Source organism: Streptomyces roseoviridis, from assembly GCF_039535235.1.
Taxonomy (GTDB): domain Bacteria; phylum Actinomycetota; class Actinomycetes; order Streptomycetales; family Streptomycetaceae; genus Streptomyces; species Streptomyces roseoviridis.
Map to the genome: position 1 here is coordinate 6,081,488 of NZ_BAAAWU010000001.1, position 12,388 is coordinate 6,093,875.

Genomic DNA, 12,388 nt, shown 5'->3' on the forward strand with positions numbered 1-12,388 from the left:
CGGCGGGCGGCGCTACGCGTGGCAGGCCACCGGCACCCCGCCGTTCATCGCGGCCATGTCCCCGAACACCGCCGCCGCGTCCAGCGGATGCCCCTCCGGCAGGCCGTCCAGCTCCGCGTACGCCCGGTGCAGGTTGGCGACCAGCCGCTCGCTCTCCCGCCACGCGGCGAACTCGCCCAGGTCCGCCCGGCGGGCGGTCTCCAGCGGCGTCGCCCCCTCGGCGCGGCCCTCGGCGGCGAGCTCCCGCACCCAGCGCAGATAGCGTTCGGTCGCGTCGTACGCGGAGGGGTCGGTCACCGGGCCGTGGCCGGGCACCACCACGGGCGCGTCGAGCGCGCGCAGCAGGTCGAGCGCCCGCAGGGAACCGGCCAGCGAACCCATCGGCAGGAACGGCGTGCCGCCGTGGAAGACCAGGTCGCCGGTGAACACCACGCCCTGCCGGGGGAGATGGACGATCGAGTCGCCCGTGGTGTGCGCGGGCCCGGGGTGGATCACCCGCACCTCGGTCTCCCCGACGTACAGCGTCAGCCGGTCCCGGTAGGTCAGGTGCGGCGGGGTGATCTCGACCCGGCCGAAGTCGGTCCGCGGCCACAGCAGGTGCAGCTGGTGGCCGGCGGCCAGCTGCTCGGTCCGGCAGTTCTCGTGCCCGACGATCCGGGCCTCCGGCAGGAACACCCCGTTGCCGTACGTGTGGTCGCCGTGGTGGTGCGTGGAGACGATCGTCCGGGGCGGGGCGAACCCGGCGTCGAGCACCGCCCCGCGCAGCAGCCGGGCCCGGCGCTCGGTGGCGGCGGTGTCGACGAGCAGGCTCTCGTCGCCGTCGCCGACGAAGCCGGCGTTGTTCAGGCACCAGCCGCCGTCCGGCTGGACGAAGGCGTGGACGTTCGGCGCGAGCGCCTCGACATAGGGCTCGGTGACGGGCACAGGTGATCCCCCGGACGGAAGGCCGACGTGACAGGGGAAGAGTGCCAGCCGGCCGCCGGCCGGGGGAAGTTCGCCGTGCCGTCAGTGGTCGTCCCAGTGGTTGTCGTGCGGCGCGTGCCGGTGCCCGTCGTGCGCGTAGTCGATGTGGTCGCCGTGCGGGACGCCGGGATGCCCGCAGCCCGGCCCGTGCGTGTGGTCGGGGTGGGTGTGCGCGACGTGCGAGGTGGGCTCGCACTCGTCCCAGTGGCCGGCGTGCTCGCGGTGCAGGTGGCCGTCGTGGGCGTAGTCGACGTGGTCCCGGTGCGGAACGGCGGTGTGGCCGCACGACGGGCCGTGGGAGTGCGCGTGGGAGCTCGGGTGCTCGTGGTGCAGAACGGTCATGACATCGCCTCTGAGAAAGGAGGGTGACCCTTCCAGGCTAGTCCGGAATGCCCGTTTCTTCAGGGGTTCGGCCGCGGCCGGTGAGGAGGCCCGGAGAGCGCCCGGCGGGCCCGGACCTCAGAGCACCACCGCGACCGCGAAGCCCGCGAACGCCACCGTGCACACCGCCGCGAGCAGGGCGCCCCGGTGCGAGAGCGGCAGCGGCCGCACGGCGGCGCCGAGCGTCTGGATCCGCCGGTGCGCGACGGCCAGGAACCCCAGCCACGCCAGGGCCGACAGGCCCGCGGCCACGAGCCCGGTCGCCGTGACCCCGTCGTGGATGGCCTGCTTGCCGGCGAGGACCGCCACCACCGTGCACGACAGGGTCGTCCGCCGCCACGCGAGCCGGGTCCGCTCGGGCTGGAGCCCGGGATCCCGGCCCGCCGCCGCTCCGGCCTCGCTCACCGTCCGGTCCAGCCGAAGACCACGACCACCACCATCGCGAGCGCGACCACCGCCACCGCCAGGCTCAGCACCGTCGGGAAGCGGGAGACGGGCAGGTCCTCCCCGCGCCGCATGGCCCGCTCGCACCGCACCCAGTGGTTCACCGCGCGCAGCGCGCACAGCACACCGGCCGCGAGCAGCGCCAGCGCGAGCCCCACCCGGACGCCCCAGCGCAGGTCCGGCAGGAACTGGTCCACGGCGAAACCGCCGCCGATCAGCGCGAGCGCGGTCCGGATCCACGCGAGGAAGGTCCGCTCGTTGGCCAGGGAGAAACGGTAGTCGGGGGTCTCGCCCTCCTCCCGGAGGCGCTGCGGCGCGAACCACAGCCGCAGACTCTGTACGAAGTCGCTCACCCGGGCACCTTAACGGCCCCGGCGGGCACCTCAGCGGCCCCGGCGCGCGCGCAGCCGCTCGTACGCGGCGAGGCCGTCGGGCACCCACTCCCACTCGGCGAGCCGGGCCGCCAGCTCCTCCTCCGGCAGGAAGGCGTGCCAGGCCACCTCCTCCACCTGCGGGCTCACGGGCAGGTCGCAGCGCACCTCGTACACGGCCGACCACCACTTCCCGGCCACGCCCCCGGAGTCGTACAGGAACTTCAGCAGCGGCACCGGCCGGGGCAGCCCGGACACGCCCAGTTCCTCCTCGGCCTCGCGCAGCGCGGCCTCGTCGTAGGACTCGCCCGCGCCGACCACCCCGCCGACGAACATGTCGTAGAGGGAGGGGTAGACGAGCTTCGTGGGGGTCCTGCGGTGGACGAAGATCCTCCCCCGGGCGTCCCGCACCTGGATGAAGGCGCAGCGGTGGATCAGGCCCCGCGCGTACACCTCACCGCGCGGGAGCCGTCCGGTCACCCGGTCGTCCTCGTCGACGACGTCGATCAGTTCGTCAGCGGCGCTCATCCCGCCATCCAACCAGGTGCGGCCGCGGGGGCTCACTGCCCCATGACGTACTTCACCGTCGGGCCGGCGCTCCAGCCGCCGTCCACGGCCAACTCCGCCCCCGTCACGTACGAGGCGGCGTCCGAGAGCAGGAAGACGACCGCGCCCGCGATCTCGTGGGCCTCGCCGACCCGTCCCATCGGGGTGTTGGGGTACCGGCCCTCGCCCTGTTCGATGCCCACGGAGGCGGTCATCGGGGTGTACGTCATGCCGGGGTGCACGGAGTTGACGCGGATCCGGGAGGTGCCGAGCTCCACAGCGCCGGTCTTCGTCAGACCGCGCACGCCCCACTTGGAGGCGCCGTAACCGGCGGTCAGCGCCAGGCCCATCAGACCCGCGGCGGAGGAGATGTTGACGATCGACCCGCCGCCGGCCTCCCTCATCGCGGGGATGACGGTCTTCATCCCGATGAAGACACCGGTGAGGTTGATGTCGACGACCCTGCGGAAGTGCTCGACGGACTCGGCTTCCAGGAAGGCGCCGGTCGCGATGCCGGCGTTGTTCACCAGGCCGTGCAGCGCGCCGAACTCCGCCGTCGCGTACGCGACGGCCGCGGCCCACTCCTCCTCGGAGGTCACGTCGTGGTGGAGGAAGCGGGCCCGCTCGCCGAGCCCGGCCGCGGTCGCCCCGCCCTCCTCGTCGAGGACGTCGGTGAGGACGACGTTCGCGCCGGCGGCCACGGCCTGGCGGGCGGCCTCGGCGCCGAGGCCGCGGGCGCCGCCGGTGATCAGGACGGTCTTGCCGGTGAGGTCGTTCATGGAGGTCCTTTCGGGGGCCTTCTCGGGGCGGGCGAGGGGATGCGACCGGGCCGGCCGACGCGGCGCCGCGCCCCCACGGCTGTCAGCGCCGCGCCCCTGACGGCCGGCGGCCGGGACGAGCCGTTCCGGGCGCGGGAGCTCCGGCAGTCCGCCGACGGCGGGACAGCCCTCGACGCGCTCGGTCAGGCGCCGGCAGCGGGTGCCGGCGAGCATCGGGTGCGGGGTCAGGCGCCGGCAGCGGGTGCCGGCGAGCATCGGGTGCGAGGTCCGGCGCCGGCCCGGCCGGCGGGGGCCACGACGTCCGGCGGCCGGGCGCCGTCGTCACCCCGGGCGGCGAAGGCGTCCCCGGCCGCGCGGATCGGCTTCTCCCGGATCCCGGGTCCCTGGGGCCTCGCCATGGCGGTCACCCTAATGTCCCGCCTGAGGAAACGGAACGGGCACGAACGGCCCCGGGCAGGGCCCGGCCATTGACTCGATACATCGGTGTATCCAAGATGCGGACCATGTCTCATGATGCGTACGACGCCGATGCCATCGTGATCGGGGCCGGCCTCGCCGGTCTCGTCGCCACCGCCGAACTGGTCGACGCGGGCCGCTCGGTGATCCTGCTCGACCAGGAACCCGAGCAGTCGATCGGCGGCCAGGCCCACTGGTCCTTCGGCGGCCTGTTCCTCGTCGACTCGCCCGAACAGCGCCGCATGCGCATCCGCGACAGCCACGCCCTCGCCCTCCAGGACTGGCTCGGCACCGCCGGCTTCGACCGGCCCGAGGACGCCTGGCCGAGGCGATGGGCCGAGGCGTACGTCGACTTCGCGGCCGGCGAGAAGCGCGCCTGGCTGCGCGGCATGGGCGTCCGCTTCTTCCCGGTCGTCGGCTGGGCCGAGCGCGGCGGCTACGACGCCAACGGGCACGGCAACTCCGTCCCCCGCTTCCACATCACCTGGGGCACCGGCCCCGGCCTCGTCGCGCCCTTCGAGCGGCGGGTGCGCGAGGGCGTCGCCCGCGGCCTGGTCCGCTTCCGCTTCCGCCACCGGGTGACCGGCCTGGCCCGCACCGCGGGCGCGGTCGACACCGTCACCGGCGAGGTCCTGGCCCCCTCCGACGTCCCGCGCGGCACGGCCAGCGGCCGGGAGGTCACCGGCGACTTCTCCTACCGGGCACAGGCGGTGATCGTCACCTCCGGCGGCATCGGCGGCAACCACGACCTGGTGCGCGAGCAGTGGCCCGAACGCCTCGGCACCCCGCCCGCCCGCATGCTCTCCGGCGTCCCCGCCCACGTCGACGGCCTGATGCTCGGCATCGCCGAGGACGCCGGCGCCCACCACATCAACCGCGACCGGATGTGGCACTACACCGAGGGCATCGAGAACTGGAACCCGATCTGGGCCCGCCACGGCATCCGCATCCTGCCCGGCCCGTCCTCCCTCTGGCTCGACGCGACCGGCAGGCGGCTGCCCGTACCGCTCTTCCCCGGCTTCGACACCCTCGGCACCCTCGAACACATCATGCGGACCGGCCACGACCACACCTGGTTCGTGCTCGACCAGAAGATCATCGGCAAGGAGTTCGCGCTCTCCGGCTCCGAGCAGAACCCCGACCTCACGGGCAAGTCCGTCCGCGACGTCCTCGTCCGCGCCCGCGCCGACGTCCCCGGCCCGGTGAGGGCCTTCATGGACAAGGGCGCCGACTTCGTCGTCGAGCGGGACCTCGCCGCCCTGGTGCGCGGCATGAACCGGCTCACCGGCGAGGACCTGATCGACGAGGCCGCGCTGCGCCGGGAGATCACCGCCCGCGACCGCGAGATCGCCAACCCCTTCACCAAGGACCTCCAGGTCATGGCGATCCGCGGCGCCCGCCGCTACCTGGGGGACAAGCTGATCCGCACGGCCGCCCCGCACCGCGTCCTCGACCCCAAGGCCGGCCCGCTGATCGCCGTCCGCCTCCACATCCTCACCCGCAAGTCCCTCGGCGGCCTGGAGACCGACCTCTCCTCCCGGGTCCTCGACCCGTCCGGACAGCCGCTGCCGGGCCTGTACGCGGCGGGCGAGGCGGCCGGCTTCGGCGGCGGCGGCGTCCACGGCTACCGCTCCCTCGAAGGCACCTTCCTCGGCGGCTGCCTCTTCTCGGGGCGAGCGGCGGGACGGACGGCGGCTGAGGCGGTGGGCTGAGGCGGCGGCGGGGGCGGCGGCGGAGGCGCTCGTGGGACCGGGACTGTCAGGCCCCTCGGGCATGATGGGCCCGTGACAAAACGCCTTTGGTTCCTTGCCGTTGGCACCGTCCTCGCACTGGGCGGACTCGCGGTCTTCCTCACCCTGCGCGGCCTCGACGCGGCCGACAAGTGGAGCAGCGTGCTCAGCCTCTTCTTCACGGTGGCCGGCTTCGCGCTGGCGCTGGCCGGCATGGTCGGCCGCGGCCCCGCGCAGTCGGCGGACGGGGCCGTCGCCGGCGGAGCGCTGCGCCAGATCCGCGGGGTGAAGGGTGACGTGACTCTCACGGGCGGAGGCTCGTCCGGCACCGCCCCTTCTTCCGCGTCGGTTCCCGCGCCCGCACAGGGCGGCGGCACCCAGTCGGCCCAGGGCGCCCGTACCGGAGGCGACCTGACACAGATCGACGGCGTCGATGGCTCCGTGCGGATCCAGCCGGAGTCGCCGACGCCATGAGGGGACTGTTCAAGCGCTGGGGCCGGGGCGCGGGCAGCCAGACCGCCGAGGGCGCCACGGCGGGCCGCGACATCAACATGTTCAGCAACGTCGCGGGACCCGTGTACGTGGGGATCGAACCCCCGTCGCCCCCGCCGGAGTTCGACGACGCCGTCACCCGCTACGCCGCCCGCGTGCGCCAGCGCTACGGCCGCCTCGACCTGGAGGTCCTCACCCCCCTCCGGGAACAGGGCGAACACCCCGTCGTGCCGCTCCGCGACGTCTTCGTCCCCCAGTCCGTACGGGCCGACCCGCCGCCCGTCGAGCTGCCGCGGGAACTGCTGCGTCGGCTCGAGGACCCCACCGAGGCCGAGGTCCACGAACTGCCGCCGGGCGTCGACCGGGAGACGGTCGAACGGGTCCGTGAGGCGTACCGGCGGCGGCCCCCGCAACCGGTCCTCGACGTCCTGAGCGCTCCGGAGAACGACCACGTCGTCCTGCTCGGCGACCCCGGCGCGGGCAAGTCCACCCTGTCCCGTTACCTGGCGCTGGCCCTGACCGCCCCGGACCCCGTGCCGGGCCTGGAGCCGCTGCACGGCCGGCTGCCGCTGATCCTCGAACTCCGCGGCTACGCACAGGCCGCCTGGCGCGAGCGGAGCTTCGAGGACTACCTCGCCCACCAGTACGAGACGGAGGCCCTCGGCCTCCCGGCCGCGCTGCTGTCCGCCGTGCTCGCGGGGGAAGCGCCCCGCACGGCTCTCGTGATCTTCGAAGGACTCGACGAACTCTTCGAGACGGACCTCCGGGACGCGGTCACCCGCCGCATCGCTGGTTTCGCCGCCCGCCACCCCTCGGCCCGCGTCCTCGTCACCTCGCGCGGCCACGGCTACCAGCGCGCGGTCCTCGACGGCGCGGGCTTCGCCGACTTCATGCTCCAGGACCTCGACCGCGAGCAGATCGGCGCCTTCGTCGGACAGTGGTTCGCCGTGGCCCGCCCCGAGGACCCCGAGGGCGCCCGCAGGCTGATCGAGCGGGTCACCTCCGCCGTCGACGGCTCCAGGTCCGTACGGGAACTCGCGGGCAACCCGCTCGTCCTCACGATTCTCGCCATCATCGGGCGTCGCCGCGAACTGCCGCGTGACCGGCGCCGAGTCTACGAGCACGCCGTGGACGTCCTGGTCGAGCAGTGGGACCCCAGCAAGTACCTCAAGGACCGCCGGGTCGAGGAACACCTGCCGTATCTGAGCGCGGACGACAAGCTGGAACTCCTGCGCCTCATTGCCCGTGGCATGCAGACCGGTCAGGGCGGCGTCGCCGGCAACCACATCGCGGGCCCCGACCTCATCACGTGCTTCGAGGACTACCTCAAGGACCGCTACGCCCTGCCGCCCGACCGCGCGGCGACCGCCGCCCGCATCATGCTGGACCAGTTCCGCCACCGGAACTTCGTCCTCAGCCGCTTCGGCGGCGAGATCTACGGCTTCGTCCACCGCGCCTTCCTGGAACACCTGGCGGCGGAGGACCTCGCCCACCGCTTCGACCAGGAGCGCGCGCTGTCCGAGGACGAGCTCCAGGAGCTCTTCGCCGCCAAGGCCGAGGACCCCGCCTGGCACGAGACCCTGCTGCTCCTCGCGGGGATGCTCGACGAGCGCATCGTGGGGGGCGTCATCGATCGGCTGCTCGCCCCGCGGGTGCCGGCCCCTTTGCTGACCGACGAGGACGAACGGGCGGCGGCGGGACTGCCCTTCGCGGCCCGCTGCCTCGCCGAGGTCCGCCGGCCCGCGCTTCTGGCTCGCCAGGCCCTGCTGCTCGTGGACCGGCTGATCCGACTCCTGGAGCTCTGCCGGGAGTACGACGTGGGTTTTGATCTGGACAGTCCCGGTCTGCAGGACATCGCCCGGGCCCTCGCCGGACTCGACGAGCAGGTCCAGGCGCGCCGGCGCTATCTGGAGTGGCACGACGCGTGGAGCCGGGGCAACGAGGCAAGGGGGCGGAGCGCCGTCTTCCATGGCGTGGGCTGGGAGGCCGCCGAGATCCGCCTCCACCTGCTGCGGGCCGGACCCGAACCCTGGCCCGCCGCCGTACGGCGCGAGGCGCTGGGCCACCCCGATCCGTGCACCCGGGCGGTCGCGGCCTTCAAGGCGGTCGACGCCGGTCTGCCGGGACGGTGGGAGCTCCTGCGTGAGATCGTGGCCCGCGATCCGCATGCCGGCGTGCGGGAGATCATGGCCGGCGAACAGCTGGGCTACGACCCGGACCCGGGGGAGCGGACGGTGCCCTTCCTGCTCGGCCGGCTCCGCGAGGAAGCCGACCCCCGAGTACGAGTGGCGCTGGTCACGGGGCTGGTGAGAACGGCACTGAAGTCACCGGAGGCGCACGCGTGGCTGCTCCGCACCCTGCGGGCGGGCGACGCCGAGACCCACCTGGCCGCCGTCGGCGGGATCACCGTGGACCAGATGAGCGACCCGGAGATCCAGGAGGCCCTGCTCGACGCCGCGCGGGACGGGACACCGGACGTGCGGGCGAGCGCCCTCGGCGCGGTCTCGCTCCTGCCCCGCGCGGCGGGCGAACAGGTCCTGCTCGATCTAGCCGGCTCCCTGGCCGGGCAGGCCACGGAGCCGCACGTACATCTGGCGGCCCTGGAGACGCTGGCACGTCTTTCGGACCGTCACCCGCAGGCCCGCCGGATCGTCCTCGAACGGGCACGCCACGACCCCGACCCGCGGGTCAGGAGCGGGATCGCCCAGTTCGTCGGCCGGCTGCCGGGCTGGCACGAAGCGCCGGACCTCTTCCTCGATCTGGCACTCGGCGATCCGGATCACGACGTCCGTGCCGATGCCCTGCGCGCGTGGCGTCGCGCCCCCCTCGAAGGAGCCGACGCGCTCACCGCCGTCGTCGCGTGGACCCGCGTGGGCGAGACACCGCGCATCCGCACGGCCGCCGTCGACCTGCTGCTCCGCTTCACGGACCCGGAGGTGACCGACCTCGTCGAGCGGCTCGCCACGGCCGACGAGAGTCCCGAGGTGCGGGCGGCCCTGCTCGCCCGGTTCCTCGGCCGGGCCGACGCCGCCCGGGGCGTCCGCCGCGTCCGCGACCGGGCCGCCGCCGACCCCGGCCCCGTCGTCCGCGCCGCCGCCCTGGAGCTGCTCCGTGACCGGTGCCGCGACCCGGAGACGACGGACCTGGCCCGCGACCGCGCCGAGAACGACGAGGACCCGGGCGTACGGATCTCCGCACTCCGGGTCCTCGCCGATCTGGGCCGCGACGATCCGCGGACGCCGGCTCTGCTCCGTACCGCGGCGGCCCGGGACGTCTCGGCCGACGTCCGGGGCCAGGCCGCGCGGCTCCTCGGGATCCTGGAGCGGGGGAGCCGTTAGAGCGGGTGGTTCGCGCCCCTGCTACAGCACCAGCGACAGCAGCAGCACGAACACGATCCCCACCACCGAGATGATCGTCTCCATCACCGACCAGGTCTTGATCGTCTGGCCGACGTTCAGCCCGAAGTACTCCTTCACCAGCCAGAAGCCTGCGTCGTTGACGTGGCTGAAGAAGAGCGAACCGGCGCCGATCGCCAGGACCAGCAGCGAGACCTCGCCGGTCGACATGCCCTCGGCGAGCGGGGCCACCAGGCCCGCGGCCGAGATGGTGGCCACCGTGGCCGAGCCGGTCGCGAGGCGGATGGCGACCGCGATCAGCCAGGCGAGCAGCAGGGCCGGGATCGACCAGTTCTCGGAGAAGTCGAGGATCATCTGCCCGACGCCGATGTCGATCAGCGTCTGCTTGAAGCCGCCGCCGGCGCCGACGATCAGCAGCACGCCCGCGATCGGGGCCAGCGACTTCTCGACCGTCGAGGACAGCCGCTCCTTGGTGAACCCGGCCGCCCGGCCCAGGGTGAACAGGCCGACGAGGACGGCGGCGAGCAGGGCGATCAGCGGCGACCCGATGACGTCGGTGACCTTCTGCAGACCGTTGTCCGGGTCGTCCACGACGATGTCGACGAGCGCCTTCACCAGCATCAGGACGACCGGCAGCAGCACGGTGGCGACGGTGACGCCGAACCCCGGCCGCTTCTCCAGGTCCTCCGAGGGGCGGGTCGGGATCATGTGCTCGGGGGCCGGGACGTCGACCCAACGGGCGGCCCAGCGGGAGAAGAGCGGACCGGCGATGATCACGGTCGGGACCGCGACGAGGAGCCCGAGGGCGAGGGTGACGCCCAGGTTGGCGCCGAGCGCGTCGATCGCCACGAGCGGTCCGGGGTGCGGCGGGATCAGGCCGTGCATCACGGACAGTCCGGCGAGGGCCGGGATGCCGATCCGCATCAGGGAGTAGTTGCCGCGCTTGGCCACCATCAGCACCACCGGGATCAGCAGCACGATGCCGACCTCGAAGAACAGCGGCAGGCCGATCACGGAGGCGATCAGGACCATCGCCCACGGCATGGCCCGGCCGCTCGCCTTCGCGAGGATCGTGTCGACGATCTGGTCGGCACCGCCCGAGTCGGCGAGCAGCTTGCCGAGGATCGCGCCGAGCGCGATGAGCACGCCGACGCCCGCCACGGTGCTGCCGAGGCCGGTGGTGAAGGACTTGACGGCGTCCGCGAGCGGCGCCCCGGCGAAGGCGCCGAGCGCCAGCGAGCCGATGGTCAGCGCGAGGAACGCGTGCAGCTTGAACCGGGTGATGAGCAGGACGATGACGGCGATGCCGGCGAGGACGGCTATGGCGAGTTGGGCGTTGCCCGCCGAGGTGATCGGTTCGGCGGCGTCCGCTGCCAGGGTCTCGACGCTGAGACTGGTCACGGTGGGTCCCTTGGAGGTGAGGGGGGCAGGGGGGAGGGGGTGTGGGGTCAGACGGCGAGCCGGCGCAGCGCGGCGACGGCCCGGGCGGTGATCTCCTCGGGGGTGCCGGAGACGTCGACGGCGACGCCGGCCTCGTCCTCCTGCAAGGGCTGCAGGGTGGCGAACTGGGAGTCGAGGAGCGCGGTCGGCATGAAGTGGCCCGTGCGCGCGGCCATCCGCCGCTCGATGAGCTCGCGGTCGCCGGTCAGATGGAGGAAGACCACGCCGGGGGCGGCCGCGCGCAGCCGGTCCCGGTAGCCGCGCTTCAGCGCGGAGCTGCTCACCACGCCGCCGAGGCCCGCCCGGTCGTGCGCCCAGCGCCCGATGGCGTCGAGCCAGGGAGCGCGGTCCGCGTCGTCGAGCGGGACGCCGGCGGACATCTTGGCCACGTTGGCCGGCGGGTGGAAGTCATCGCCCTCCGCGTAGGGGACGCCGAGCGCCTCGGCCACGAGCGGGCCGATCGTGGTCTTGCCGGTGCCGGCGACGCCCATCACGACGACGACCTGGGGGCGGTCGGCCGTGCCGGGGGTGCGGGTGGTGCTCATGGGGTGCCTCGCTGTCTTCATCGACATCTCCGACATCGATCCGTCGCGCTCATGAAACCTATTGGGTACGACGTATTCAAGAGCCTGTGACAAATAAGTCGTACTTTTTCTTCCCGATGTGATCACCCGAGTGAGCACGCATAGGCTGGCCACCATGACGACACCGGCCCAGGGGCTCCATCCGCACGTCCTGACCACCCTGGGCCTCGCGATCACCGCCGGGGAGTACCCGCCCGGCAGCGTGCTGCGCACCGACCAGCTCGCCGAGCGCTTCGACGTCTCCCGCACCGTGGTGCGCGAGGTCGTCCGCGTCCTGGAGTCCATGCACCTCGTCGAGTCCCGCCGCCGGGTCGGCGTGATCGTGCTTCCGGCCGAGCGCTGGAACGTCTACGACCCCCAGGTCATCCGCTGGCGCCTGGCCGGCAGCGACCGCCCCCGCCAGCTCCGCTCGCTCACCGTGCTGCGCTCCGCGATCGAACCGGTCGCCGCCGGTCTCGCCGCCCTCCACGCCACCCCCGAGCAGTGCCGCGAGCTCACCGAGCAGGCCCTCGGCATGGTCGCCACCTCGCGCGGCCGGCGCCTGGAGGAGTACCTGGTGCACGACGTCGCCTTCCACCGGGTCGTCCTCAATGCCTCCGGCAACGAGATGTTCGCCCGCCTCGGGGACGTGGTCGCCGAGGTCCTCACCGGCCGCACCCGCCACCAGGTGATGTTCGAGGACCCCGACCCCGCCGCCGTCACCCTCCACGTCCAGGTCGCCGAGGCCGTACGGGAGAAGGACGCGGCCCGCGCCGAGGCGCTGACCCGCGAGATCGCCGTCGGCGCCCTCAAGGAGCTCGACGTCCTGGCGCCCTGACCGCCGCTCGCCCCGTAGCACACCCGTAC

At 73.6% G+C, this 12,388-nt stretch carries 12 protein-coding genes; 4 read left to right on the top strand and 8 right to left on the bottom strand.

Annotated features, from left to right (window positions below; all coding sequences use genetic code 11):
* Positions 1 to 12: 12 nt before the first annotated feature.
* The 6 genes from ABD954_RS27475 to ABD954_RS27500 all read right to left on the bottom strand — a co-directional run bounded on the left by ABD954_RS27475 (position 13) and on the right by ABD954_RS27500 (position 3,484).
* Positions 13 to 924: an MBL fold metallo-hydrolase gene (locus ABD954_RS27475; protein WP_345489955.1), complete on the bottom strand. Its 912-nt coding sequence runs from the start codon at positions 922 to 924 to the stop codon at positions 13 to 15.
* A gap of 81 nt (positions 925 to 1,005) precedes the next feature.
* Positions 1,006 to 1,305 (bottom strand): hypothetical protein, encoded by a 300-nt coding sequence (locus tag ABD954_RS27480; RefSeq protein ID WP_345489957.1) that lies wholly within the window; start codon positions 1,303 to 1,305, stop codon positions 1,006 to 1,008.
* A gap of 117 nt (positions 1,306 to 1,422) precedes the next feature.
* Positions 1,423 to 1,749 carry a DUF202 domain-containing protein gene (locus ABD954_RS27485; RefSeq protein WP_345489959.1) on the bottom strand — a complete coding sequence of 109 codons (327 nt, stop codon included), beginning with the start codon at positions 1,747 to 1,749 and terminating at the stop codon, positions 1,423 to 1,425.
* Positions 1,746 to 2,141, bottom strand: coding sequence for a YidH family protein (locus ABD954_RS27490; protein WP_345489961.1), 396 nt, complete (start codon positions 2,139 to 2,141; stop codon positions 1,746 to 1,748). The genes ABD954_RS27485 and ABD954_RS27490 overlap by 4 nt, the downstream gene beginning before the upstream one ends.
* A gap of 30 nt (positions 2,142 to 2,171) precedes the next feature.
* A complete protein-coding gene (locus ABD954_RS27495) occupies positions 2,172 to 2,687 on the bottom strand; it encodes an NUDIX domain-containing protein (protein WP_345489964.1) in 516 nt (171 codons plus the stop codon).
* 32 nt (positions 2,688 to 2,719) lie between these two features.
* Entirely contained in the window at positions 2,720 to 3,484 is a 765-nt protein-coding gene (locus ABD954_RS27500) for a glucose 1-dehydrogenase (RefSeq protein WP_345492504.1), read from the bottom strand.
* A 503-nt stretch (positions 3,485 to 3,987) separates the two neighbouring features.
* Between ABD954_RS27500 and ABD954_RS27505 the strand changes: the two genes are divergently transcribed.
* From ABD954_RS27505 to ABD954_RS27515, 3 genes are all read left to right on the top strand, one after another.
* Positions 3,988 to 5,652 (top strand): FAD-binding dehydrogenase, encoded by a 1,665-nt coding sequence (locus ABD954_RS27505; RefSeq protein WP_345489966.1) that lies wholly within the window; start codon positions 3,988 to 3,990, stop codon positions 5,650 to 5,652.
* Between the two features lie 72 nt (positions 5,653 to 5,724).
* Entirely contained in the window at positions 5,725 to 6,144 is a 420-nt protein-coding gene (locus ABD954_RS27510; protein WP_345489968.1) for a hypothetical protein, read from the top strand.
* The gene (locus tag ABD954_RS27515; protein WP_345489970.1) at positions 6,141 to 9,500 is read left to right on the top strand and encodes a HEAT repeat domain-containing protein; all 3,360 of its coding nucleotides are present in this window, start codon (positions 6,141 to 6,143) and stop codon (positions 9,498 to 9,500) included. The genes ABD954_RS27510 and ABD954_RS27515 overlap by 4 nt, the downstream gene beginning before the upstream one ends.
* 21 nt (positions 9,501 to 9,521) lie before the next feature.
* Here ABD954_RS27515 and ABD954_RS27520 read toward each other — a convergent pair whose 3' ends face one another.
* Both ABD954_RS27520 and ABD954_RS27525 read right to left on the bottom strand, forming a co-directional pair.
* Complete coding sequence (locus ABD954_RS27520) at positions 9,522 to 10,919, bottom strand: GntP family permease (protein WP_345489972.1); 1,398 nt, start codon at positions 10,917 to 10,919, stop codon at positions 9,522 to 9,524.
* 47 nt (positions 10,920 to 10,966) lie between these two features.
* Positions 10,967 to 11,503 carry a gluconokinase gene (locus ABD954_RS27525; RefSeq protein ID WP_345489974.1) on the bottom strand — a complete coding sequence of 179 codons (537 nt, stop codon included), beginning with the start codon at positions 11,501 to 11,503 and terminating at the stop codon, positions 10,967 to 10,969.
* A 154-nt stretch (positions 11,504 to 11,657) separates the two neighbouring features.
* On the opposite strand from ABD954_RS27525, the gene ABD954_RS27530 reads away from it, so the two are divergent.
* Positions 11,658 to 12,359 carry a FadR/GntR family transcriptional regulator gene (locus ABD954_RS27530; RefSeq protein WP_345489976.1) on the top strand — a complete coding sequence of 234 codons (702 nt, stop codon included), beginning with the start codon at positions 11,658 to 11,660 and terminating at the stop codon, positions 12,357 to 12,359.
* Positions 12,360 to 12,388: the final 29 nt, after the last annotated feature.

Bases quoted from the DNA above. Each gene is read 5' to 3' on its own strand.
- ABD954_RS27515 (WP_345489970.1), top strand. From the start codon at position 6,141: ATGAGGGGACTGTTCAAGCGCTGGGGCCGGGGCGCGGGCAGCCAGACC.
- ABD954_RS27480 (WP_345489957.1), bottom strand. From the start codon at position 1,305: ATGACCGTTCTGCACCACGAGCACCCGAGCTCCCACGCGCACTCCCAC.
- ABD954_RS27495 (WP_345489964.1), bottom strand. From the start codon at position 2,687: ATGAGCGCCGCTGACGAACTGATCGACGTCGTCGACGAGGACGACCGG.
- ABD954_RS27530 (WP_345489976.1), top strand. From the start codon at position 11,658: ATGACGACACCGGCCCAGGGGCTCCATCCGCACGTCCTGACCACCCTG.
- ABD954_RS27525 (WP_345489974.1), bottom strand. From the start codon at position 11,503: ATGAGCACCACCCGCACCCCCGGCACGGCCGACCGCCCCCAGGTCGTC.
- ABD954_RS27505 (WP_345489966.1), top strand. From the start codon at position 3,988: ATGTCTCATGATGCGTACGACGCCGATGCCATCGTGATCGGGGCCGGC.
- ABD954_RS27500 (WP_345492504.1), bottom strand. From the start codon at position 3,484: ATGAACGACCTCACCGGCAAGACCGTCCTGATCACCGGCGGCGCCCGC.